The sequence below is a fragment of the Mesorhizobium waimense genome, assembly GCF_003601975.1.
Classification (GTDB): domain Bacteria; phylum Pseudomonadota; class Alphaproteobacteria; order Rhizobiales; family Rhizobiaceae; genus Mesorhizobium; species Mesorhizobium waimense.
The window spans coordinates 1-23,419 of record NZ_QZWZ01000035.1 but is presented as its reverse complement, the minus strand read 5'-3'; the positions used below and the strand labels follow the sequence as shown (position 1 = coordinate 23,419).

The window sequence follows — 23,419 nt, the reverse complement described above, 5'->3', positions numbered from 1 at the left end:
GGGATCAAGCGGATGGCAGAAACGACACTGACGCATATCGGCCAAACGGAGCCCCGGCCCGCCGGCTGGCAAGGCATTGCCACCGACTGGTCCTCGGATCAGCGGGCCTTCAAGAACGTGTCCTGGGGCAAGGCCATGATGTGGATCTTCCTGCTCAGCGACACCTTCATCTTCGGCTGCTTCCTGCTCTCCTACATGACGGCACGCATGTCGACGCGCGTGCCGTGGCCCAATCCGAGCGAGGTCTTTGCGCTGCACATAGGCGGCTCGAATGTTCCGCTGATCCTGATCGCAATCATGACCTTCGTACTGATCTCGAGCAGCGGGACGATGGCCATGGCGGTCAATTTCGGCTATCGCCGCGACCGCCGCAAAACCGCAATCCTGATGCTTCTGACCGCGCTATTGGGTGCGACCTTCGTCGGCATGCAAGCCTTCGAATGGACCAAGTTGATCAGCGAAGGGGTCCGTCCCTGGGGCAATCCGTGGGGCGCGGCACAGTTCGGTTCGACTTTCTTCATGATCACCGGCTTCCACGGCACCCATGTGACGATCGGGGTGATCTTCCTGATCATCGTGGCGCGCAAGGTCTGGCGCGGAGACTATGACATCGGACGGCCCGGCTTCTTCACCAGCCGCAAGGGTCACTACGAGAGCGTCGAGATCATGGGGCTCTACTGGCACTTCGTCGACCTGGTCTGGGTGTTCATTTTCGCTTTCTTCTATCTTTGGTGAGAGGCTGGTCTTGTTGAGAGGAAGATATGGCTGAAGCAACCGCAAACGGCCTCGGACAACACCCGCAGAACACGGGGCATGCGCATGACGCAGCCACCGCCAGCGTTGCCCCTGCCGAGGTCCATCAGGAACACCCGATCAAGCTCTATCTGGTGGTCTGGGCGTGGCTGTTCGTGCTCAGCGCCTGCTCCTACATGGTCGATTATTTCGGCCTTCAGGGCTATCTCAGATGGTCGCTGATCCTGATCTTCATGATGCTCAAGGCAGGACTGATCGTCGCCGTCTTCATGCATATGGCGTGGGAAAGGCTGGCGCTGTCCTATGCGATCATTCTGCCGCCGATACTGGTGCTGGTGTTCGTGGCCATGATGGTCCTCGAAGCCGATTACACGCTTCTCACCCGGGTGACATTTTTCGGGAGCGGACCCTGAAATCTAGAGCCGGGTGAGATCCAGCAGCCGCGACTTCAGTTGTGCGCGGATGCTGCTTGCCGCTCGGCTGCCTTGAAACAACCGGCGGCTGGTCCATTTTCCAGATATCGGAAGCGACATCGGGAGAATGACTGCTCTCGTTTCCCGCGCGTCGCGAACTCCGGCAATGGAGGCCCAAGATGACGATCGCCAACAGACTGAAGGACTATATAGACGGCAAGGGAATTTCCTACGACACCGTCGCGCATCACCGCACATCCACAACCAGGCAGTCCGCCATAGCTGCGCATGTGCCAGGCAGCATCATGGCCAAATCGGTGGTCGTTCACCACGAACTTGGCTATGCACTGGCCGTGGTTCCAAGTACCCACAGGATCGAACTCGGCGCGTTGCAGGACGTCATGGACAGGCGTCTTGGTCTCGCCTCCGAAGACGAAGTGGTTTCGCTTTTCGCCGATTGCGACATCGGTGCCGTCCCGCCGATCGGCGCGGCCTACGATGTGCCCGTCATCGTCGATGAGAGCCTTCGTGCCGCCGACGATGTTTATTTCGAGGGCGGTGATCACAGGACGCTGGTGCATGTCAGCGGCAAGGATTTCCGCGACCTGACCGTGGACGCACGCCAAGCCCGCTTCAGCCATCCGGCTTACTGACAAGCCCTCGCCAGGCGGCCCGCACCGGCCCTTTCGCCGGTGCGGGCAGGCGGGACGTCCTCAATCGGCAGGTCTGGCAGGCGGCGACGAATCCACCACCTTGCGATAGACATGCCAGGTGGCATGGCCAAGGACCGGCAGCACAACGGCCAGCCCCGCAAATACCGGCAACGAGCCGATGATCAGCGCGATGGCGACAATCAGCCCCCACACAGCCATGACGATCGGGTTTGCCAGGACCACACGCACCGAGGTGTGGATGGCTTCGTAGGCGCCGACGTCACGGTCGAGCAGCAGTGGGAAAGCAACCACCGTTGTGCACAACACCACCACAGCAAACGCGAAGCCGATGGCGTGTCCCAGGATAATCAGCGTCCAGCCGCGACCCGTGGCGAATACTTCGTTAATGAAGCTGGATAGCGATTCAGGCGGCGCCGGACCGAAGAGCTGTTGGTAGAACAGCTGCGCGGTCAAAAGCCAGGCGATGAAGATCGAAAACAGCATGATTCCGACCGCCGCGATGGCCGGCAGCGCCGGAGAATTCCTGACCTCGAAGGCGTGTCTCCACGAAGTATCGAGGCCGGCTTCCCGCCGGCGGCTGATCTCATAGAGGCCGATCGCAGCGAACGGGCCGATGAGCGCAAAGCCGGACACCAGCGGAAACAGCAGCGGCAACGCATTGGCGCCCGATGTCCAGGCGGCGAGCACGACGCCCACCAGCGGATAGATCAGGCAGAGAAAAACGATGTGCGACGGTTTGATCATGAAATCATCGACGCCACGCCTGAGCGCATCAAGAAGGTCGGAAACACCGATTTTTCGAATTTTGGTATGTTCCAGCGTTTCGCTGGCGCCTGCTATCACGTGAAAACTTGTCATGCCCGTTCCTCCAGACCAGGTCCGGTAAGGTCGCGGTTTCACGGTGCATCGTTCAGCGTGACTGGCCACGCGAACCGCGACCTGCACCGCAAACAACATACTCTCCTGCAGGGGATTTGTCGCCCTTTGTTGAAAATGGCTGGGGCGGCCACGCTAGCTCTGGAGGCTCTTCTTCGATATTCTATGCAGGTGAACGGTGAAGGTCATGTCATGGACACAAGGACTGTTCTCATACTGGGCCTCGGCATAGTGATTCTGCTGCTGCTGGGATTCTGCGCTCTGCCGATGTGATGTGAGCCCGGATTCAAGATCTTCGTGCAGCAAGAGCCGACCCGGCAATACCGCTCGGGCCGTCAATCGCCGGCTGAAACAAGCGCGCGCGTTGCGATCGTGTCGGCAAGCAGCATCGCGAAGATCGCAAAGAGATAGAAGATCGAATAGGCAAACAGCGTCTTGGCGGGCCTCATCTCCTTGCCGGGAGCCGCCAGAACCTTCCACGCGTGCCAGATGAAGCCGGCGCCCAATGCGGTCGAAGCGATCCCGAAATATGCGCTGGCGAAACCGAAGAGCCACGGCAGCACGCCGATCGGCGTCAGAACCAGGGAATAGGCGAAGATCTGTTTTCTCGTCGACGCCTCGCCGGCAACGTTCGGCATCATGGGTATGCCCGCGTCGGCGTAGTCGCCGACCTTGAACAGCGCGAGGGCCCAGAAATGCGGCGGCGTCCAGAGGAAGATGATCAGGACCAGGATGAGGCTTTCGACGCCGACGGCGCCGGTCGCCGCCACCCAGCCGATGACAGGAGGAAGGGCGCCCGCAGCACCGCCTATGACGATGTTCTGCGGCGTCGAGCGCTTCAGCCACATCGTATAGATCACGACATAGAAGAAGATGGTGAAGGCCAGCAGCGATGCGGCAAGCCATCCCACCAGCACGCCGAGCGTCATGACCGACAGCGCCGAAAGCACCAGGCCGAAGCCAAGCGCCTCGCCTGGCGTGACACGGCCGGACGGCACCGGCCGCTTCGAGGTGCGCGACATCAACGCGTCGATATCCGCGTCGTACCACATGTTGAGCGCCCCGGCCGCTCCGGCTCCAACCGCGATGGCGCTGATTGCGATCACGGCGATGACCGGGTTCATCATTACCGGCGCCAGCATCAGGCCGACGAAAGCGGTGAAAACGGCAAGCGCCATGACACGTGGTTTCAAGAGCGCGAAGAAATCCCCGGCCGTCGCTTCCGAGAGGCGGGGGCCGGTGTCCTCGAGGTGGCTTTCCCGGGTCGACATGTTAGCCGGTGAAGATCAGACTTACGGGGAGAACTGCTTCAGATAGGCGATGACGTTGGCGACGTCCTCGTCCTTCTTGAGACCTGGGAACACCATCTTGGTGCCTTTCACCATGCCCTTGGGATCGTGAAGGTAGCTCGCCAGCGTCGGTTCGTCCCATTTGACGCCGGATGTGCCGGCCGCGACCATGGCTTCGGAATATTTGAAATCCGGATGCGTGCCGGCCGTCCGGCCCATGACGCCGTGCAGCGACGGACCGATCTTGTTCTTGTCCTCGTCCGCGACGTGGCAAGCCTTGCATTTCGTGAAGACCTTCTCGCCTGCAGCGGCGTCCTGTGCCTGCGATTGGCCTGCGAAGAAGGTTGCGACGAAAACGACGACTAAAAACGCGACTGCGCGCATTGGCATTTCCTCCCTGATCGTCCTCCGACGATCCGCGCGTGCCAGTTCTTTCGCCGGCATGCGCCCTTGCACCACAGAGCAGAATGTCCGCTCCTCCCTTGTGGAATTGCGACATCTGCATACCACAGAATCAGGGTGGCAGGTAGAGAACTCAATCAATGGTTGGGGATACGCGATCAGGGTGGCGCGGTGTTGCAGGTTCCCGCGATCTGGTCGACCGCCTCGCCAAGCCCTGCAAGGTCGAAGTCGGCCTCTCCCCCTGTTGCGCCGTGGCCACAGGGCGCACAACGAAAAAGGCCGCCCGAAGGCGGCCTTTCACGATTTGATCGACGTGCCGAATTACTCGGCGTTCTTGGCTGACTTTTTCTTCGGCGCGGCCTTCTTCTTGGGTTCTTCCGCCTCGTCGGCAGTTTCAGGCTTCTCAGCCTTCTTTGCAGCGACCTTCTTCGCCGGCTTCGCCTTGGCCGTCTCGGCCTCCTCGTCGTCGGCCATCAGTTCTTCCTTGCTGACTTTGACGTCGGTGACCGAGATCTGGCCGAGCAGATGGTCGACGACCTTCTCCTCGAACATCGGCGCGCGCAGTGTGTTCAGCGCTTCCGGGTTGCTGCGGTAGAATTCGAAGGCTTCCTGCTGCTGGTTGGCAGGATAGCGGCGCACCTGCTCGAACAGGCCGCGCTGCAACTCCTCGTCCGAAACGGTGACGCCGGCCTTCTCGCCGATCTCGGCCAGGACCAGGCCGAGGCGCACCCGGCGCTCGGCAAGCCGCATATATTCGGCGCGCGCCTCTTCTTCTGTCGTCTCTTCGTCGGCGAAGGTACGGCCAGCGGCTTCGAGATCGCGGTTGACCTGGCTCCAGATGTTGTTGAACTCGGCTTCGACCAGCTTCGAGGGCGCCTCGAACGAATAGGAAGCATCGAGCTGGTCGAGCAACTGGCGCTTGACCTTCTGGCGCGTCATCGAACCGAACTGGTTCTCGATCTGGCCGCGCACGACCTCGCGCAGGCGCTCCAGCGATTCCAGGCCAAGGTTCTTGGCCGTCTCGTCATTGATCTCCAGCGCGCCGGGCTGGGCCACTTCCTTGACGGTGACGTCGAAGGAGGCTTCCTTGCCGGCCAGATGTGCCGCCTGGTAGTTCTCGGGAAAGGTCACGGTTACGAGCTTCTCGTCGCCGGCCTTGGCGCCGATCAGTTGGTCCTCGAAGCCCGGGATGAATTCCTTGGAGCCGAGCACCAGCGGCTGGTCGTTGCCGGCGCCGCCAGCGAAGGCCTCGCCGCCGATCTTGCCGACATAGTCAATGCTGACGCGGTCGCCCTCGGCGGCCTTGCCGGTTTTCGGCTCGTAGCTGCGTGCCGATTCGGCGATGCGCTTGACCTGCTCGTCGATTTCCGAATCCGGAACGTCGAACACCTGGCGCGTCACCTTGATGTCGGAGAAGTCCTTGATCTCGATCGCCGGGATGACCTCGTAGTTCAGGCGGAACTCGAAGTCGGCACCGCCGGCCAGGATCTTCTCGGCCTCTTTCTCGTCCTCGGTCATGATCACTTCGGGCTGCATGGCGGCCTTTTCGCCGCGCCCGGTGATGATCGAACGGGTCGAATCGTTAAGGATCTCGTTGACAACTTCGGCCATAAACGACTTGCCGTAGACCTTGCGCAGGTGCTGCACCGGCACCTTGCCGGGACGGAAGCCGTTGATGCGGACTTTGTTACGGGCATCCGAAAGCCGCGCCATCAGCTTGGCTTCCATGTCACCGGCCGGCACGGTGATCTTGATCTCGCGCTTGAGACCGGAGTTGAGCGTTTCGGTGACCTGCATCGTAAAACCTTTGTTTTCACCAATGAGACTGCCACGGCCTCTGCCGTTCACAGCCTGCCGGTATAATCCTGCCGGAAATGGCTTTTGGTACGGAACCTGGCGATTTGACCGTAGTCAAATCCTCCTAAACTGCGCTCCAAAATGTGAATAAGTCTTTGTTTTTCCTACTTCTTATCACATTCTGCAGAAGCGGATCGTCGCATCCCGTCACATTCGACACGCCTTTTGTCACAGGCGAGGCTAATTTTCAACTATCTTCGCGTTTCCGTGTTTGACCGGCATTTTGGCTCTGACATTGACAGAATGATGGCTACATGGGATTGCCGGGCGACGCGGATGTGGCGGAATTGGTAGACGCCCTGGATTTAGGTTCCAGTGCCGAAAGGCGTGGGGGTTCGAGTCCCTTCATCCGCACCAAAAACTGAGCATCGGCTCGCCATTAATAAAGCCCTACGACTAGGCGACGCGCAAAACAGTGTCGAGATTGATGTCGTGCCGACGCCGTCAGTTCAATTGTCATGCTTCACTCAAGTTCCAGACGAACGGTCACGCAGACTGGCGAAGAGAGAAGCATGCGGAGCGGCTGGCCGTGTCTAATAAAGCGGTTCCTCGAACAACGTCTTGTCGCCGTCCATCAACGCCTTGATCTGTGGGGTGCCGTTGGCTGCGATCGCGACACGGACGGCGAACGGCCGCACCCGCATGTCGTTCTGGATCGCCATGCCCTCGCCTTCCGGCAGATAGAAGCGCTCTATGCCGTAGTCCGGCGCGATCGAACCTCCCTCTTCGCGCAAACTCCAACCCTCGCCAACGTGTCCGACAATATCGGCTTCATCGGAGGCGGCAGGCGTCGGCGCCTGACCAAACCAGGCCGTTGTCGGCTGCCAATAGCCGTCGGCGCCCTTTTTCAGCCTGATCACGATCGAGGTGTCGTCGCTCGAGAACTTGTCGGCCGGGATGTTGGCGATCAGCTTTACCGGAATACGCGATATCTCGTAGCCAAGCAGAATAAAGTCGCCGCGCAGGAGGTCGCGAGGGTCGATCGGCTCGACCTTCAAAAGCACTTCCTTGCCGTCGCGCAGGATCGCTGCCCTACCGGCGATGATCCAGCTCAAAAAGCCGATCTGGACGAGCGCCAGCACCAGCGCCGAGATGACAAGTCTTTTCCCGGTCATCACACTGCCACTCCTTCGGCGCGCGGCGCCTTCATGCGTTTCTCGATGCGAATGATGACAAGCGCCAGGATGCCGAGAAGCACAGCAGCGGCCAGGAAGAAGCCTGCGGTGTCGAGCATCGACTGCAGCAGCACGACATAGATGATGGCGAGTTCGAAGGCGAAGCCAGCATAGGCAACCCAGCGCAGGCCCCGGCTCTCACGGCCGCCCAGCATGATCGCCGCGACAATACCGGCCAGTGCAACCGCCGAGGCAATGGCGAAGCCGCTGTCGTGGCTCGCGTCATTGGCAAGTTCGAACTGGAGCATCGCCAATCCTGTGAGGAAGCCGATTAAGGCGTGCAAGGGCAACCGGCCGCCGAGTTGGACAATCCGATCGACGGGCTCGGCGGCAAAAACTGCCACTGCAAAGAGCAGCGCCGAGACGATCGTCAACGGGATGGCGACCTGCAGCGTGTCATAGTCAATCACGAACAGCACAAGATAGCAGAGCACCGACAGGATGATCAGGTGCCGCGCCGCCTGGCTGCGGGTCCAAAATGAAATGGCGAACAGCACGATGGCCATGGCGACGAACAAATGTGGAAATTCCGTACGCCTGAAATAGTCGAATCCTTTGAGGAACAGCCAGGCGTCGGCGATGCCGACGGAAGCGACGGTCAGCGGGTTCGAGCGCAATGCCACCGCCGCCAGCGCCGTGCCGGCGCCCCAGGTGATCAGCGCCGATGCCTCGTCGCCGGTCAGGTGATACATCTGGCCGATCAGCGCGATCGAGCCGCCGAACGCCGCCGCGGCGATGATCCAGAGTGCCTCGCCGATCGCCGCGTGGTCGCGTGTCTTCAGCAGCGCGCCACCGACATAGCCGGCCAGGATGATGGCGAAGAGTGCGGCGACCCGCGCCAGCCGCGGAATGGCCTCCCAATTGGCGGCGACGAAGATCAGAATGGCAGCGCCAAATAACAGTGCCGCCATCATCGCCAGAATCGAACCGAAGCTCAGCGATCTCCGTTCACTGGCTTCGATGTCGCGCCTCAGCGCATCGGCCGTCGGCCCGTCGATCAGCCCAGTCTCAAGCCATCGCGCAATGTCCGATTTGGCCCGCGACGCATAGCTCGCCATGTCGTTTCCCCCAAGCTTGGTCTTTTTTTCAGCCGAGCCGGCCAAGCCGTTGACGCTACGCCATTTTTCGATTCGGGTTTCTTTGTGTTCGAGACATGAACGCGCGTTAATGGTGCATTGCACAATTTGCATTGCTGCCATGCAGCGATAGCGCTTTTAAATCGATATGACCCCACCTATCTTCACGGCATACAGAAAGACGGAATGATCCGAAAGAAAGACGAAACGAGAATACCATGAACCTGATCCGCAACTATCGCAACTGGCGCCGCTACCGGAACACCGTTTCCGAGCTGAGCCGCCTGTCGAACCGCGAACTGAACGACCTCGGCATCGGCCGCAGCGACATCCACTACGTCGCCCGCAAGGCGGTCTAATCCTCTTCGGGCCGCAAATGGTCCGAACCAGTTTTGAAAAAGAGAACGACAATGAACCTGATCCGCAACTATCGTAACTGGCGCGTCTACCGCGACACCGTTAACGAGCTGGGTCGCCTTTCGAACCGCCAGCTCCATGATCTCGGCATCATCCGCGACGAGATCAAGACCGTCGCCCGTAAGGCGATCTAAGTACAAGAATTTCGCCAGGGTCGACCTCCTCCCCGACCCTGACGAATACGGTCAGCCTTCACCTCCTCCCGAGGGTTGACCAACAAAACGGCGCCCGCCGCACCTCCTCCCGCGGCGGGCGTTGTTTCCCAAAAGGGTTTCGCCTCTTTTCAAAATGGCGAAAGAGATTTCGTCAAAGCCGACCTCCTCCCCGGCGATGACGAATACGGTCGATCTTCACCTCCTCCCGAGGATCGACCACCAAAACGACACCCGCCGGACCTCCTCCCCCGGCGGGTGTTGTGTTTTTGGGCCAGGCTTCCGACCCATCGGCTCCTCCGCCCCAGCCGGCCAATTGCAATCGCAGCTACAAGCGATTATTCCGGCGCTCATGAGCAAAAATCCCATTCACATCGTCGGCGGCGGCCTCGCCGGCTCCGAAGCGGCCTGGCAGGCGGCCGAAGCCGGTGTTCCCGTCGTGCTGCACGAGATGCGTCCGGTTCGCGGCACCGATGCGCACAAGACCGACGGGCTGGCCGAACTCGTCTGTTCCAACTCCTTCCGCTCCGACGATGCCGAAAGCAACGCTGTCGGCCTGCTGCATGCCGAAATGCGGCTCGCAGGCTCGCTGATCATGAGCGCCGGCGATGCAAACCAGGTGCCTGCGGGCGGCGCGCTCGCCGTCGATCGCGACGGGTTTTCGCAGGCCGTGACCAGGAAGCTCGAGGCGCACCCGCTGATCACGATCCAGCGCGAGGAAGTGCCGGGCTTGCCGCCGGCGGAGTGGGACCAGGCGATCATCGCCACCGGCCCGCTGACGGCACCATCGCTCGCCCAGTCGATCGCGGAAGCAACCGGAGCCGATGCGCTCGCTTTCTTCGACGCCATCGCGCCGATCGTGCATTTCGACACGATCGACATGGACATCTGCTGGTTCCAGTCGCGCTACGACAAGGTCGGGCCTGGCGGCACCGGCAAGGACTACATCAACTGCCCGATGGACAAGGAACAGTATCTTGCCTTCGTGCAGGCGCTAGTCGAGGGCCAAAAGACCGAATTCAAACAATGGGAAGGCACGCCCTATTTCGACGGCTGCCTGCCGATCGAGGTGATGGCCGAGCGTGGCGTCGAGACGCTGCGCTACGGCCCGATGAAGCCGATGGGGCTGACCAATGCCCACAATCCGACGGTAAAAGCCTATGCCGTCGTGCAGCTTCGCCAGGACAATGCGCTGGGCACGCTCTACAACATGGTCGGTTTCCAGACAAAGCTGAAGCATGCCGAGCAGGTGCGCGTCTTCCGCACCATCCCCGGGCTCGAAAATGCCGACTTCGCCCGCCTCGGCGGGCTGCACCGCAACACCTACATCAATTCGCCGACCCTGCTCGATCAATCGCTGCAGCTGAAGTCGCGGCCCGGCCTGCGCTTCGCCGGCCAGATCACCGGCTGCGAAGGCTATGTCGAAAGCGCCGCGATCGGTCTGCTCGCCGGGCGCTTCGCCGCCGCCGAGCGGCTCGGCCATCAGCCATCGCTGCCGCCGCTGACCACCGCGTTCGGCGCGCTGCTCAACCACATCACCGGCGGCCACATCGTCTCGGACGACGAGCCGGGAAAACGCTCCTTCCAGCCGATGAACGTCAATTTCGGCCTGTTCCCGCCCGTAGAAGCACCGAAGACCGAAGGCAAACGCCTGCGCGGCAAGGACAAGACCGTCGCCAAACGCCGCGCCGTGACGTCGCGCGCACTGGCGGATTGCAGGGAGTGGCTGGGGTTGGCCGCTCGGGCGACCGAAGCGGCGGAGTAGCTACTCGGCCGGCTCGACACTAGCCGCCGGCAATCCCGGCTTGCCCGCCTCACCCGGATTTCGCCTGACATAGGCCGCCTTTAAACTCTCCGAAGTCTCGCGCGAACCGTCATGGCTCCAGCCCGGCGGCTTGATCAGATAGTTGATGCGATCGCTGAGCGAGAGACCCGGTGCCAGCGCATCCTTGAACATGCCGATCCACTCGTGAAAAGCCACTTTCAGCGGATTGAAAGTGCCGATGTTCTTGACGATACCATAGCGCGGCCGGTCTTCTTCCAACTCCTCGACGAAGGTTCCGAACATGCGGTCCCAGATGATCAGCGTGCCGGCAAAGTTGGCGTCGAGATAGCGCGGATTGGTGGCGTGATGGACGCGGTGATGCGAGGGCGTGTTGAAGATGAATTCGAACCAGCCCCACATCTTGCCGATGGCCTCGGTGTGGATCCAGAACTGCCAGACGAGGTTGAAGCCGAAGGTGAAGGCGATGACGGCCGGATGGAAGCCGAGCAGCACCAGCGGCGCCTGCAGCACGAACATGAAGGTGAACAGCCCCGTCCAGCTTTGCCTGAGCGCCGTCGACAGATTGTAGTGCTGGCTGGAATGGTGGTTGACGTGCTCGGCCCAAACCCAGCGCACCCGATGCGCGATGCGGTGATAGACATAGTAGCGCAAATCATCGAGCAGGAAGGCGGCCAAAAATACCCAGGCCGAGAGACCGAGATTGAAGAAGCGGAACTGCCACAGCCAGAGCAGCGCCCAATAGGAGACGACGCCGAGCAGCAGCCCGGCAACGACATTGCCTGTGCCCATCATCAGGCTGGTCAACGTGTCGCGTGTCTCGAACGATCCCTTGGCGCGGCCGGTGCGCACCAGCCACAATTCGATCAGGATCGCGCCGACGAAGAACGGTATTGCAAGCTGAGTGACCTGCGGAAAATTGTAGTCGTCCATCACGCGGCCTCCCTGGCCCGGTTTGGATTCTGCGGCCCGAGCGCTGCCGTGATGGCCTCGACATCCGCCCTGTCGGCGACGGCGAAATGCCCGCCCTTCCAGGTGAAGTCTGCGAGCTTGAGAAGAATGGCGCCGCCATCGTCGACATCAAGGGCAACGATGTCGCTGGCCGTGACGATGCGGGTCAAAAAGCAGTCGCCGATGCTGTGGACGATGCCGGTGCGCCCTCTCCCGAGATCGAGAAACGCCGTCCTGGCGTCCACCGTCAGCCGAACCGTCGTCGCCACTTCGTCGGGAAAATCCTCCGCGAAACGGCTCAATGCTTGATCCGCACCGGCGAGCGTCGCGCTCTTGGTGCCACCGGTGAAATGCACGGCCGCTACCGACTGCGCAATGCCGAAGACGACAAGTGCAACCAGCACAGGCAAGCTCATGAAGCCATTCTCCTCCAGGCCAGCGGATGTTTTTCGCGCTCAGCTTCGACCCGGCGGGAGTCCTACCATGATTGACGTTTACGTCAAAGGGGCGGCCAGCCTTTCGATGCGCGGCGCAGCAGCAGCCAATGCCGGCGCAAGGCTGATAGCCGCACCACGCGATCGAGCGGCGAATGGCTTTCTATCCTGTCGAGATAGCCGCGAGACAGCGCAAGCGGCAGGAAAGCCGGGCGCAGCGAAGTCGGCAATGCCGAAGCACCCTGTTCGAAGGCCGCAAGATGTTCCCGCGCCAGCGCGATCATCGCCTCGACGGCACGCTTCGCGGCCGGACCGCCGTCGTCTTTGACGAACTCTTCCGGCGAGGAGCCGGCCGCCGCAAGGACATCCGTCGGCACGAAGCATTGGCCGCGCCTGCGATGCCGCGGCAACAGCAGCAAAAGACCGGTCATCGCCTGCGCGCAGCCCGCCCTCCCTGCCAGGTCGGCAAAGCGCGGGGCCTCGGTCGGATCGAGCACCATCGCCGCGAACTGGAGCAGCGCTGCTGCCGTCTCGCCGCAATAGCCTTCGAGGTCGGTACGCGACGGCATCGGATCGTCGTAGAGATCGAAAATGCGCGCTTCGAGCATGTTGTCGAAGGCCGGCTTCGGCAGGCGGTGGGCGGAAATCGTCGCCTTCAGCGCGTCGGCGAGAGGATGGCCGGTCCCTACCCCATCGGCGGCAATGACATCGCGCCACCATTGCAGCCGCACTTCTCCTGGAAGCGGTTCGTGGATGCGATCGCGAACAGACGCGATCTCGGCATTGAAGGCATAGAGCGAAAACAGCGCGTCGCGCCTGTCCGCCGGCGCGTAGAGCGCGCTGACATAGCGGTCGTGGTCGGCGGAGCGCACCGCGTCCATGACGATTTTGGCGGTATTGGACACGGTCAGTCGACGGCGATGAGCGCTGCGGCAACGGCGCGCTCCTCGGCCAAAAGCACATTGTAGGTCCGCACGGCAGCCCCCGTCGACATCGGGTCAGCCGAAATCCCAGCCTCCTTCAGCGCCGCACGCAGCGCCGTCGGCAATGGCTTCAGATCCTTGCCGGTGCCGACCAGCAGGATCTCGACCTTGCCGGCCTCGGCCAGGAGCTTGCCGAAATCCGCCGCCGTCAGCGCCAGCGGATCGGCTGGCTCCCAGCCATGGATGCCGGACGGCAGGCACAGCAGCGAGCCGCGATGCGACATGTCGGCGAAGCGGAAGCCGCCATTGCCATAGGCCTCGATCGGCGCCCGGCCGGGGAAATGCGCCTCGCGGATGACGATGCCTTTGGCCACTGGCGTGGCCGTCAGGTCGCCACGGCTTTGCCGCCGTTCACCGGCTTCTCCTCGTCGGCGGTCGCGGCCTGCGGCCGCAACTTGAACAGGATCAGCAGCGGCGCGGCGATGAAGATCGACGAATATGTGCCGAAGACCACGCCGAACAGCATTGCCAGCGTAAACGAGCGGATCACCTCGCCGCCGAATAGCACCAGCGCCAAAAGCGCCAGGATGGTCGTCACCGCGGTCAGCGTCGTTCTCGACAGCGTCTCGTTGATGGCGTTGTTCAACAAATGCGGCAACGGCATCTTCTTGTATTTTCGCAGATCCTCGCGGACACGGTCATAAACGACGATCGTATCGTTCAACGAATAGCCGATGATGGTCAGGATCGCCGCCAGCGACGATTGGTTGAATTCGAGACCGGTGATGACGAAGAAGCCAAGTGTCATGACGATATCGTGCACGGTGGCAATGATGGCGCCGACCGCGAACTGCCATTCGAAGCGGAACCAGACATAGACCAGGATGCCGATCAGCGCGACAAGCATGGCGATGGTGCCTTGCTTGGCGAGTTCGCCGGAGACAGTCGGCCCCACCACTTCGACGCGGCGGAAATCATACTGGTCCTGCAGTTCGCCTCGTACCTTGTCGATAACCGTCTGTTCGGCGTTCTCGCCGCCGTCCTGCGTGCCGACGCGTATAAGCACGTCGGTCGGCTCGCCGAACTGCTGCACCTGCACCTCGCCGATGTTCAGCTCCGTCAGCCTGCCCCGGATATCGGCAAGATCGGCGTTGCCATTCTTGGCCTGCACCTCGATCAGCGAGCCGCCCTTGAAGTCGATGCCGTAATTGATGTCGACGGTCATGAACAGCACGACAGACAGGATCGACAGCACAGTCGACAGCGCGAACGTCCAGCGGCGGATGCCCATGAACGGAACTTTCGTCCCGGGCGGAATGAAGGTCACCGGTGCCCGCGGCAATTCCTTCGGGCGGGCGCGGCGAAGCCAGATCGACACCAGCAGCCGGGTGAAGGTGAAGGCGGTGAAGACAGTGGTCAGAATGCCGATGGCGAAGGTGATGGCGAACCCCTTCACCGGTCCGGTGCCGATCCAGAACAGCACCAGTGTCGCGATCAGCGCCGTGACGTTCGAATCGACGATGGTCGCCAGAGCCTTGGTGAAACCGGTGTCGATCGCCTGGATCACCGAGCGGCCGCTTCGTCGCTCCTCGCGAATGCGCTCATAGATGAGAACGTTGGAATCGACCGCCATGCCGATGGTCAGCACGATGCCGGCGATGCCAGGCAAGGTCAGTGTGGCGCCGAGCAGCGACAACAGCGCGATGATCATCGCCACATGCACCGCCAGTGCGACGTTGGCCAGGAAGCCGAGGAAGCCATAGGCGACGAACATGAACGCCACGACCAGGATCGAACCGATGATACCGGCAACCTTGCCGGCATGGATGGAATCCTGACCGAGGCCCGGACCGACGGTGCGCTCTTCGATCACGGTCAGCGTCGCCGGCAGCGCGCCGGCGCGCAACAGCACTGCCAGATCGTTGGCGCTTTGCGCCGTGAAATTGCCGGAAATCTGTCCGGAACCGCCCAGGATCGGCTCACGGATCACAGGCGCCGAGATCACCTGATTGTCGAGGACAATGGCAAACGGCTTGCCGACATTCTGTGATGTCGCCTGGCCAAAGCGCGACGCGCCCTTGGAATCGAAGGTGAACGAAACCACCGGCTCGTTGGTCTGGGAGTTGAAAGTCGCTTGCGCATCGGCCAGGTTTTCACCTGAAACGATGACGCGGTTCTCGATCAGATACGGGACCGGCGGATCGTCCTGCGAATAGAGGACCGTGGAGCCAGCCGGCGGACGGCCGTTGAGCGCATCCTGCACCGGCATCGACTGGTCGACCAGCTGGAAGGTCAGCTTGGCGGTCTGGCCGAGGATTTCCTTCAGCCGCTGCGGATCCTGCAGACCCGGCACCTGGACCAGGATGCGGTCGTCGCCTTGCCGCTGCACGATCGGTTCGGTCGTGCCGAGCTCGTTGACACGGCGCTCGACGACTTCGATCGACTGCGTCAGCGCCGTCGAGGTGCGGTATTTTATGCCGGCGTCGGTGACCGAGAATTTAAGCAGGCCGGGCTCAGAGTCATCCAGCGTCATCTCCTGGACGGAGCCGCCGGTGAACAGACCCGCTGCCACCGGAGTGGTCAATGGCTTCAGTGCCGTCTTGGCGGCATCGATCTGAGCGGGATCGGAGATGCGGACCTGCACGGTGCGGCCCGATCCGGCAAGGCCGGTATAGCCGACCTTGGCGTCGCGCAGCAGCGTCCTGATCTCGTCGCGCGTCGTCTGCAGCCTGTCCTTGATCAGGTCGTTCGGATCCATCCTGAGCAGGATGTGCGAGCCGCCCTGAAGATCGAGACCGAGCGTCATCTGCCGCTTCGGCACCCAGTCGGGAAGCTTGGCCAGCGTGCTGGCGGGGAACAGATTGGGCGCGGCCAGGACCACTGTGGCAGCCACGGCCAGCCAGATCAGGATCATCTTCAGGCGCGAGAAATAGAGCATGTCTGTCGTCCGTTCAGGCGTACAAGCGGCTGCGTTCCGCCTGGAATTGGGTTATTTCTTGGCGTTCTGGTTCGCCACCGGCTCGCCCTTGACGCGCACGTCGGCGATCGTCGAACGCAATGCGGTCACCTTGGTGCCGCCGAGGTCGATCTCGAGCTCGTTATCATCGATCACCTTGGTCACCTTGCCGACGAAGCCGCCGCCGGTCACGACCGTATCGCCGCGGCGCACCGCCGCGAGCATTTCCTGGCGCTTCTTCAGCTGTGTGCGCTGCGGCCGGATAATCAGAAAATACATGATCACGAAAATCAGGACAAACGGCAAAATGCTGATGAACATGTCTGGCGAGGCGCCGACGCCCTGGGCGTATGCCGGTGTAACGAACATCAAGAAACTCCTGGATGGTGAAAACCGCCACAAGGCGGCCCCGTGAAATTTGGCCGGAATATAGTCGGTAAAGTTCCCAATGCAACTGCGCTGGCGGGCAAATCCGCCGCTTTTCCGGCCGTTGGCCCCGTGTTAGAGCATGGTCGCCGAAAGCCGGACGCGACTTCTGGAAAAGATCATGCTCCGACAAAAGGTTGCAACCGGTTCTTATCCCGCCGCGAAAGAGTGGATTTCCGCCCTGCGCGCTTCTTGAAGCCAGAACAAAAAGACCAGACATGACCGACAATACCATTGACGCCCTGAACCGGAAGCTCGACCGCCTGATCGAGGCGATTGCCCGCCTCGCCCCGCCGCCGGTGCCGCAGACCGATCTGGCCGCGGCAGATTGCTTCGTCTGGCAGGCCGATCCCGGCTATCTGGAACCGGTGCGCAAGGTCAATCGCGTCGACATCGGCTTGATCCGCGGCGTCGGCCGGGTGCGCGACATCCTTGTCGACAACACCGAGCGCTTCGCCGCCGGCTTTGCCGCCAACAATGTGCTGCTGTGGGGCGCGCGCGGCATGGGCAAGTCCTCGCTGGTCAAGGCGGTGCATGCCGCGGTCAACGCTTCCGACAAGCTCGACCTGCCGCTCAAGCTGATCGAAATCCACCGCGAGGACATCGACACGCTGCCGAAGCTGATGGGATTGCTGAAGGCCGCCCCCTTCCGCTTCATCCTGTTTTGCGACGATCTGTCGTTCGACCATGACGATACGTCTTACAAGTCGCTGAAGGCGGCACTCGAAGGCGGCGTCGAGGGCCGCCCTGCCAATGTCATCTTCTACGCGACGTCCAACCGACGGCATTTGTTGCCGCGCGACATGATCGACAATGAGCGCTCGACCGCCATCAACCCGTCCGAAGCGGTCGAGGAAAAGGTCTCGCTCTCCGACCGTTTCGGCCTCTGGCTCGGCTTCCACAAATGTTCGCAGGACGAATATCTCGACATGATCGATGGCTATGTCCGCCATCATGGGCTGACAATCGATCCCGACACGCTACGCGCCGAGGCGCTGGAATGGGCAACGACGCGCGGCAGTCGCTCGGGTCGCGTCGCCTGGCAATTCACCCAGGATCTCGCCGGCCGGCTCGGCAAGACGCTCAAGGACTAGCAACCGCTATCTGAAACCGAGGGAGATGTAGCCAGGCTGTCACAGGCGCCAGAGTGCCCGAGGGTAACGTTCTTTATTTGTTCCCGAGCTTGTGCCATTTTCCATCGCTCTGGCGACTCGAAGGCTGAAGGGGAATGCTATTGGAAAGCAAGGGCGCAGCATTTCGCAGGCTTCATGAGGAACCGGGCGCGTTCGTCATTCCCAATCCTTGGGACGTCGGCACGGCGCGGATTCTGGCAGCCATGGGTTTTCGTGCCCTCGCCACCACCAGCGCCGGCATGGCGTTCTCTCTCGGCGTCGCCGAGGGGCAGGTCTCGCGGGGGGACACTCTAAGCCATTGCCGGTCCATCGTGGCGGCGACACCGCTCCCCGTCTCGGCCGATCTCGAAAAAGGCTTCGGCGACAGTTCGCAAAGCGCTGCCGAGACGATCCAGGCCGCTGCCGGCATCGGCCTGGCCGGATGTTCCCTCGAAGACCATACCGGCAGGCGCGACGATCCGATCTACAGCTTCGCGCTCGCGGTCGAGCGGATCGAAGCGGCCGCGCAGGCGCGCCGTGCACTGCCGGATGATTTCGTCCTGACGGCACGCTGCGAGAACTTCCTGTGGGGGCGGCCCGACCTTGATGACACCATTCGCCGGTTGCAAGCCTTCGAGAAGGCCGGAGCCGATGTGCTCTACGCGCCAGGCCTGCATGACCTCGGCATGATCCGCACGGTCTGCGGCGCGGTGACGAAACCGGTCAATGTCGTGATGGGCATGCCTGGCGCGACGTTTGGTGTAGCCGAACTGGCGGACGCCGGCGTCAAGCGGATCAGTGTCGGCTCGGCGCTGGCACGGCTCGCTTTTGGCAGCTTCGTGCGCGCCGCGCGGGAGATGAGATCAGCAGGGACCTTCCGGTTCTCTGAAGAAGCCATGGGCTTCGCGGAACTGGAGGGCTTCTTCACCGGATCGACAAAGGCCTGAGAGCCTCGCCGTGGGTCTGGGCCGAAACTGCGTTTGTGCCCAATGCGGCTCAGGGCCGCGAGCGACTGAAAAAGCCCGCCCCTTGCGGAGCGGGCTGAGCCGGCAGGCCGGACTGGAGGTCAGACGGCCCACAATCGTTTTTTGTTCTATTCGAGATAGCCCGACGGATCGACCGGGGCCGAGTTCTTGCGCACTTCGAAGTGCAGCTTCGGCGAGTCTGTCGTGCCGCTCATCCCCGACAGCGCGATCTCCTGGCCGCGCTTGACCTTCTGGCCGCGCTGCACCTCGATAGACCTTGCGTGGCCGTAGACGGTAACCAGCCCGTTTTCGTGGCGCACCAGGACGGTGTTGCCGAATTCCTTGAGCCCGTCGCCGGCATAGATGACGACGCCGTTCTCGGCCGCCTTTACCGGCGTACCTTCGGGAACCGCGATGTCGACGCCATCCTTGCCGGAACCGAAGCTGGAGATCACGCGGCCGCGCACAGGCCAGCGCATCTTGCCGATGCCCGTCGCATTCGGTGCCACCGCGTCGTCGTCCTCGGCCTGCTGAATGACCTTGGCATCCTTCTTCGGCGGCGTGTAGGACGCCAGCGTTTCGGTCGGCTTGGCCGCCGGCTGCGTGGTCGCGGTCGTCACCGGATCGACCTTGACCGGCTTGGCGGCAGCGACTGTCACTGTCCCGCCAGCCGGAACCTTCAGCGTCTGGCCGATCTTGAGCAGGCCGTCCTGCATGCCGTTGGCCTGCTTGAGCGCGGTCACGCTGACGCCGGTCTTCCTGGCAATGGCAGACAGCGAGTCGCCTTGCTGGACAGTGTAGGTGCCGCCGGCGCCTGCCGGCTTGGCCGCGGCCACCTGCGTTGCAGGCTTGGCGGTCTTCGGGTCACTCGCGGCGGCCGAGGCGTCGACCTGCGCGGCGGACTTGCCGTCCTTGAGCTTAGGCTGCTGCGGCAGCACGGCGAGTTTCTCCGGCGCGGTAGCCGGCGCCTTGGGGCCGTTCGCCGGCTTGGTGTCGGCAATCTTCGCCTGCGTCGCCTTGCTCGAATAGGCATAGGCCGGGATGACCAGCTTCTGGCCCGTCTTCAATCCCTTGGTCGCGCTCAGCCCGTTGACCTTCATGATCACATCGGCCGGCACCTTATAGCGCTGCGCCAGGCCGGAGATGGTCTCGCCGTCCCTCACCACGATCTCGGTTGCATGCGGCGTGCCGCCCGCCGTCGCCATTTTCGGCGCATCGGGCTGTGCGTCCTTGAACGGCTTTGCCGCCGGGGCGACAGTGCCGGTGGTCGTCCTATCGATATGCGTGGCGGGAGGCGCCAGCACCGGGGCCGAGGCGGTGCGCACCGGCTTTGCGGCGGGCGCCAGTGCCGGGGCCGGCTGCGAGACCGGCGGCAACTGCTGCACCGAAACCGGTTCCAAGCTGGAGCGGCTGACCGACTGGGTGTGGCTGCCATCGACCGGTGCGGGTGCGGGAGATGCCGCGACATCGCCCGGATAAGGCTGGGCGGCATCCTGCTTGTTGATGATGGCGCGCTGGTTGTTGGTCGAGGAGGTGAAGACGTCGTCGACACCGTTGAACCGCGCGACCTGGGAACTGCATCCCGCGGCGGCGCCTGCAATCATGAGGACGGCGCAGCCACGCGCCAGATTGCGTCCGTTTGCCTTCAAAACACTGAATTGCATCGCACTAACCCGCACAGACCCGGTACAAACTAGGCATGATTAAAGCGCGTTAATGTTACTGGCCGGTTAACCCCTTAGAATCTGGCGAAAATTTTCTTAAAACATTCGAGGAAGGCCAGGGTGCATTGAGATTCATGTCAGGCCGTGCCGAAAAGGTGGGTTCCGAGAACTTAAAGTAAGGAGACCGCCTGCACCTATATAACGGCGGCGACGCTGCGCATGATCGGCTGCAGCCGCACGATGCCGATGTCCTCGCGCTCGAAGCGGCTGCCGACCTTGGTCAGCTTGGCCACCACCTGTTCGCCCTCTTCCGGGCCGATCGGCGCGATGACGATGCCGCCGCTCGACAACTGGTCGAGCAGGAAGCGCGGCAGGCTGTCGAAGGCAGCCCAAGCGACGATGCGATCGAACGGTCCCTCATTGGGCAATCCATTGGACCCGTCCGCCTGCCGGGCAACGACATTGCCGATGGCGAGCGCTTCGAAGCGCTGCCTGGCCTGCTCGGTTAGCGTCTTGTAGCGGTCGATGGTGACGACGCGCGCCGCCAGCCGCGACATCACTGCCGCCGTGTAGCCCGACCCGGTACCGATCTCGAGCACCCGGTTGCCCGGCTCGATGGCTAAAGCCGCGATCACTGCCGCTTGCAGGTCGGCGCCCTCGATCGCCTCGCCGCACTCGATCGGCAGCATGCGGTCCGACCAGGCGATCGCATGAAACTGCCCGGACAGGAAGCCGCGTCGCGGCGTCGCCTCGAAAGCCGCGATCAGTGCCTTCGGCACCGCGCCCCGGCCGCGCAAGCGCAGCAGGAAGGCAGCAAAACCTTCGCGGTCGTCGAGTGGCAGGGTCATGAAAGCGCCTTGGTCAGTTGGTCGCGGATTTCGTGGGCGGTGAGATCTAGCTGCAGCGGCGTCACCGATACCAGCCGGTTGCGCATGGCGTGGAGATCGGTGCCCTTCTTGCCTTCGACCGGCTCGCGGCCGAAGCGCAGCCAGTAATAAGGCAGGCCGCGCCCGTCGCGGCGCTCGTCGACCCACAGGCTGTGCACGAGCTTGCCTTGCGAGGTCACGACGGTGCCGGCGACTTCTTCGGGAAGGCAGTTCGGAAAATTGACGTTGAGCAGCACGCCGTCCGGCAGCGGCATGGCGACAAGCTTGTCGAGCAGCGCCGGCGCCAGCGTTTCGGTGGTCTCGTAGGGAACGACGCGATCCTCGCCGACATAGGAGTAGGCCTGGCTGAGCGCGATCGAGCGGATGCCGAGCAGCGCGCCTTCCATGGCCCCGGCGACAGTGCCGGAATAGGTGACGTCGTCGGCAATGTTGGCGCCGGAATTGACACCGGACAGGATCAGGTCCGGCGCTCCCGGCAGGATCTTCTTCACGCCCATGATGACGCAATCGGTCGGCGTGCCGCGCACGGCAAAGTGCTTTTCGCCGATCTTGCGCAGCCGCAGCGGCTCCGAGATCGACAGCGAATGCGCATAGCCGGACTGGTCCTGCTCCGGCGCCACCACCCAGACATCGTCCGACAGCGTACGGGCAATGCGCTCGAGCGACCCCAGGCCCTCGGCATGGATGCCGTCATCATTGGTAAGCAGGATGCGCATTATTTCGATTCGATCTTTGCCAGACCGCCCATGTAAGGCCGAAGCGCTTCAGGAATGGTTACGCTGCCATCCTCATTCTGGTAGTTCTCGATGACAGCAATAAGAGCACGGCCGACGGCGGTGCCCGAGCCGTTCAGCGTGTGGATGAAGCGGTTGCCCTTGCCGTCCTTGTCCTTGTAGCGGGCGTCCATGCGCCTGGCTTGGAAATCGCCGCAGACCGAGCAGGACGAGATTTCGCGATAAGCGTTCTGGCCGGGCAGCCAGACCTCGATGTCGTAGGTCTTGCGCGCGCCAAAACCCATGTCGCCGGTGCACAGCGTCATGGTGCGGAACGGCAGGCCGAGCCGCTTCAGCACTTCCTCGGCGCACGCGGTCATGCGCTCGTGCTCGGCGTTTGATGACTCCTGATCGGTGATCGATACCAGCTCGACCTTGTAGAACTGGTGCTGCCGCAGCATGCCGCGCGTATCACGCCCGGCCGAGCCTGCTTCCGAACGGAAGCAAGGCGTCAGTGCCGTATAGCGCAGCGGCAGTTTTTCATGCGCGGTGATGTCCTCGCGCACCAGATTGGTGAGCGGGACTTCGGCTGTGGGGATCAAGCCCAGCCTGCTGTCTCCATGCGGCGTAAAGAACAGGTCATCCTCAAATTTCGGCAGCTGCCCGGTGCCATAGAGAACCTCGTCGCGCACCATCAGTGGCGGGATCACTTCCTCATAGCCGTGCTCGGTCGTGTGCAGGTCGAGCATGAACTGGCCGAGCGCGCGCTCCATGCGCGCCAGCCCGCGCTTCAGCACCGTGAAGCGCGAGCCGGACAATTTCGCCGCGCGCTCGAAATCCATCATGCCGAGCGCTTCGCCGATCTCGAAATGCTCCTTTACCCAATTCGGTCGGGTCGGCACCGTGCCGACGGTGCGCTTGACGACATTTTCGTGCTCGTCCTTGCCGACCGGTACGTCGTCGAGCGGCACGTTGGGCAGCACCGCCAGCGCATCGTTCAGCGCCTTGTCGAGTTCGCGCTCGCGCGCCTCGCCATTCTGGATGAAGGCCTTGATCTCGCCGACCTCGGCCTTCAGCCTTTCGGCGAGCGCAGAGTCGCCCGAACGCATCGCATTGCCGATCTCTTTCGAGGCGGCGTTGCGGCGTTCCTGCCTGGTCTGCAGCTCGGTCAGATGCTCGCGCCGCGCCTCGTCCCTGGCAATCAGATCATCGACGGTGGATTGCGCGTCATCGGCCGACCACGAGCGCTTCACCAGCGCCTCGACAAGGGTCTTCGGGTTGTCGCGAATCCATTTTATGTCAAGCATGGTTTATCCGTCCTCAGCTAGGCCAGAGGGCGTAAACCGCATCCTTGATCGATGCAAGATCGGGCTTGGCGTCTTTTTCCGGCGGCCTAGAGCCTTTCAGGTTTTGACGGAAGCATATCCGGCGTTGTTGAAGTAGTTTGAGCATTCGTCGGGTTCTATGGTGGCGACGAGGTGTCCGATGTGTCGCCAGGTATCGGCGATGGTTCGCTTCTGT

The 23,419-nt window shown here is 62.3% G+C and carries 24 protein-coding genes, 1 tRNA gene and 1 pseudogene; 9 read left to right on the top strand and 17 right to left on the bottom strand.

Translation table 11 applies throughout. The features are described 5' to 3' along the window. Window positions 1-12: 12 nt before the first annotated feature. The 3 genes from D3227_RS30140 (at window position 13) to D3227_RS30130 (ending at window position 1,819) form a co-directional block, all read left to right on the top strand. Window positions 13-735 (top strand): heme-copper oxidase subunit III family protein, encoded by a 723-nt coding sequence (locus D3227_RS30140; protein ID WP_120017857.1) that lies wholly within the window; start codon window positions 13-15, stop codon window positions 733-735. A gap of 26 nt (window positions 736-761) precedes the next feature. Continuing rightward, the gene (locus tag D3227_RS30135) at window positions 762-1,166 is read left to right on the top strand and encodes a cytochrome C oxidase subunit IV family protein (RefSeq protein WP_120017856.1); all 405 of its coding nucleotides are present in this window, start codon (window positions 762-764) and stop codon (window positions 1,164-1,166) included. A gap of 179 nt (window positions 1,167-1,345) precedes the next feature. Beyond that, window positions 1,346-1,819, top strand: coding sequence for an aminoacyl-tRNA deacylase (locus D3227_RS30130; protein ID WP_120017855.1), 474 nt, complete (start codon window positions 1,346-1,348; stop codon window positions 1,817-1,819). A 60-nt stretch (window positions 1,820-1,879) separates the two neighbouring features. Here the strand turns inward: D3227_RS30130 and D3227_RS30125 are convergent, their stop codons facing one another. From D3227_RS30125 to tig, 4 genes are all read right to left on the bottom strand, one after another. Further along, complete coding sequence (locus tag D3227_RS30125) at window positions 1,880-2,698, bottom strand: DUF2189 domain-containing protein (protein ID WP_120017854.1); 819 nt, start codon at window positions 2,696-2,698, stop codon at window positions 1,880-1,882. 353 nt (window positions 2,699-3,051) lie between these two features. Further along, window positions 3,052-3,987, bottom strand: coding sequence for a heme o synthase (gene cyoE, locus D3227_RS30120; protein WP_120017853.1), 936 nt, complete (start codon window positions 3,985-3,987; stop codon window positions 3,052-3,054). 21 nt (window positions 3,988-4,008) lie between these two features. Next, the gene (locus D3227_RS30115; RefSeq protein ID WP_120017852.1) at window positions 4,009-4,389 is read right to left on the bottom strand and encodes a c-type cytochrome; all 381 of its coding nucleotides are present in this window, start codon (window positions 4,387-4,389) and stop codon (window positions 4,009-4,011) included. 339 nt (window positions 4,390-4,728) lie between these two features. Further along, window positions 4,729-6,204: a trigger factor gene (gene tig / locus D3227_RS30110; RefSeq protein WP_120017851.1), complete on the bottom strand. Its 1,476-nt coding sequence runs from the start codon at window positions 6,202-6,204 to the stop codon at window positions 4,729-4,731. Between the two features lie 332 nt (window positions 6,205-6,536). Here tig and D3227_RS30105 point away from each other — a divergent pair. Next, window positions 6,537-6,621: transfer RNA gene (locus D3227_RS30105), tRNA-Leu, on the top strand. A 176-nt stretch (window positions 6,622-6,797) separates the two neighbouring features. Here the strand turns inward: D3227_RS30105 and D3227_RS30100 are convergent. Together D3227_RS30100 and D3227_RS30095 are read right to left on the bottom strand one after the other, a co-directional pair. Next, the gene (locus D3227_RS30100; RefSeq protein WP_120017850.1) at window positions 6,798-7,382 is read right to left on the bottom strand and encodes a GDYXXLXY domain-containing protein; all 585 of its coding nucleotides are present in this window, start codon (window positions 7,380-7,382) and stop codon (window positions 6,798-6,800) included. Then, on the bottom strand, window positions 7,379-8,497 hold the full coding sequence (locus D3227_RS30095; protein WP_120017888.1) for a DUF2157 domain-containing protein: 1,119 nt from the start codon (window positions 8,495-8,497) through the stop codon (window positions 7,379-7,381). The genes D3227_RS30100 and D3227_RS30095 overlap by 4 nt, the downstream gene beginning before the upstream one ends. Window positions 8,498-8,733: 236 nt before the next feature. Between D3227_RS30095 and D3227_RS30090 the strand changes: the two genes are divergently transcribed. The 3 genes from D3227_RS30090 (at window position 8,734) to trmFO (ending at window position 10,849) form a co-directional block, all read left to right on the top strand. Further along, entirely contained in the window at window positions 8,734-8,874 is a 141-nt protein-coding gene (locus D3227_RS30090; protein WP_006203483.1) for a DUF1127 domain-containing protein, read from the top strand. Window positions 8,875-8,925: 51 nt separating this feature from the next. Continuing rightward, window positions 8,926-9,066, top strand: a complete 141-nt coding sequence (locus D3227_RS30085) for a DUF1127 domain-containing protein (RefSeq protein WP_120017849.1) — start codon at window positions 8,926-8,928, stop codon at window positions 9,064-9,066. A gap of 370 nt (window positions 9,067-9,436) precedes the next feature. Continuing rightward, on the top strand, window positions 9,437-10,849 hold the full coding sequence (gene trmFO, locus D3227_RS30080; RefSeq protein WP_120017848.1) for a methylenetetrahydrofolate--tRNA-(uracil(54)-C(5))-methyltransferase (FADH(2)-oxidizing) TrmFO: 1,413 nt from the start codon (window positions 9,437-9,439) through the stop codon (window positions 10,847-10,849). On the opposite strand, the gene D3227_RS30075 is transcribed toward trmFO, so the two are convergent. The 6 genes from D3227_RS30075 to yajC all read right to left on the bottom strand — a co-directional run bounded on the left by D3227_RS30075 (window position 10,850) and on the right by yajC (window position 16,500). After that, on the bottom strand, window positions 10,850-11,800 hold the full coding sequence (locus tag D3227_RS30075; RefSeq protein ID WP_208646486.1) for a sterol desaturase family protein: 951 nt from the start codon (window positions 11,798-11,800) through the stop codon (window positions 10,850-10,852). Next, window positions 11,800-12,234, bottom strand: coding sequence for a hypothetical protein (locus D3227_RS30070; RefSeq protein WP_120017846.1), 435 nt, complete (start codon window positions 12,232-12,234; stop codon window positions 11,800-11,802). Before D3227_RS30070 ends, D3227_RS30075 begins: the two co-directional genes overlap by 1 nt. A gap of 83 nt (window positions 12,235-12,317) precedes the next feature. Then, window positions 12,318-13,133, bottom strand: coding sequence for a phytoene/squalene synthase family protein (locus D3227_RS30065; RefSeq protein WP_120017887.1), 816 nt, complete (start codon window positions 13,131-13,133; stop codon window positions 12,318-12,320). A 26-nt stretch (window positions 13,134-13,159) separates the two neighbouring features. Further along, the gene (locus D3227_RS30060; RefSeq protein ID WP_120017845.1) at window positions 13,160-13,549 is read right to left on the bottom strand and encodes an Mth938-like domain-containing protein; all 390 of its coding nucleotides are present in this window, start codon (window positions 13,547-13,549) and stop codon (window positions 13,160-13,162) included. An 11-nt stretch (window positions 13,550-13,560) separates the two neighbouring features. Next, window positions 13,561-16,113, bottom strand: a complete 2,553-nt coding sequence (gene secDF, locus D3227_RS30055) for a protein translocase subunit SecDF (protein ID WP_120017844.1) — start codon at window positions 16,111-16,113, stop codon at window positions 13,561-13,563. Between the two features lie 51 nt (window positions 16,114-16,164). Beyond that, complete coding sequence (yajC, locus tag D3227_RS30050) at window positions 16,165-16,500, bottom strand: preprotein translocase subunit YajC (protein ID WP_120017843.1); 336 nt, start codon at window positions 16,498-16,500, stop codon at window positions 16,165-16,167. A gap of 275 nt (window positions 16,501-16,775) precedes the next feature. Here yajC and D3227_RS30045 point away from each other — a divergent pair, with 275 nt between their 5' ends. Then, on the top strand, window positions 16,776-17,651 hold the full coding sequence (locus tag D3227_RS30045) for an ATP-binding protein (protein ID WP_120017842.1): 876 nt from the start codon (window positions 16,776-16,778) through the stop codon (window positions 17,649-17,651). 134 nt (window positions 17,652-17,785) lie between these two features. After that, window positions 17,786-18,616, top strand: a complete 831-nt coding sequence (locus D3227_RS30040) for an isocitrate lyase/PEP mutase family protein (RefSeq protein ID WP_120017841.1) — start codon at window positions 17,786-17,788, stop codon at window positions 18,614-18,616. 146 nt (window positions 18,617-18,762) lie between these two features. Here the strand turns inward: D3227_RS30040 and D3227_RS30035 are convergent, their stop codons facing one another. The 5 genes and pseudogenes from D3227_RS30035 to D3227_RS30015 all read right to left on the bottom strand — a co-directional run. Continuing rightward, window positions 18,763-20,298 carry a peptidoglycan DD-metalloendopeptidase family protein gene (locus D3227_RS30035; RefSeq protein WP_120017840.1) on the bottom strand — a complete coding sequence of 512 codons (1,536 nt, stop codon included), beginning with the start codon at window positions 20,296-20,298 and terminating at the stop codon, window positions 18,763-18,765. A 194-nt stretch (window positions 20,299-20,492) separates the two neighbouring features. Further along, window positions 20,493-21,146: a protein-L-isoaspartate(D-aspartate) O-methyltransferase gene (locus tag D3227_RS30030; protein WP_120017839.1), complete on the bottom strand. Its 654-nt coding sequence runs from the start codon at window positions 21,144-21,146 to the stop codon at window positions 20,493-20,495. Next, window positions 21,143-21,901 carry a 5'/3'-nucleotidase SurE gene (surE, locus tag D3227_RS30025; protein WP_120017838.1) on the bottom strand — a complete coding sequence of 253 codons (759 nt, stop codon included), beginning with the start codon at window positions 21,899-21,901 and terminating at the stop codon, window positions 21,143-21,145. The genes D3227_RS30030 and surE overlap by 4 nt, the downstream gene beginning before the upstream one ends. Next, window positions 21,901-23,205 carry a serine--tRNA ligase gene (serS, locus tag D3227_RS30020; RefSeq protein WP_120017837.1) on the bottom strand — a complete coding sequence of 435 codons (1,305 nt, stop codon included), beginning with the start codon at window positions 23,203-23,205 and terminating at the stop codon, window positions 21,901-21,903. The genes surE and serS overlap by 1 nt, the downstream gene beginning before the upstream one ends. A 96-nt stretch (window positions 23,206-23,301) precedes the next feature. Further along, window positions 23,302-23,419 (bottom strand): annotated as a pseudogene (locus D3227_RS30015) (IS630 family transposase); the annotation flags it as partial.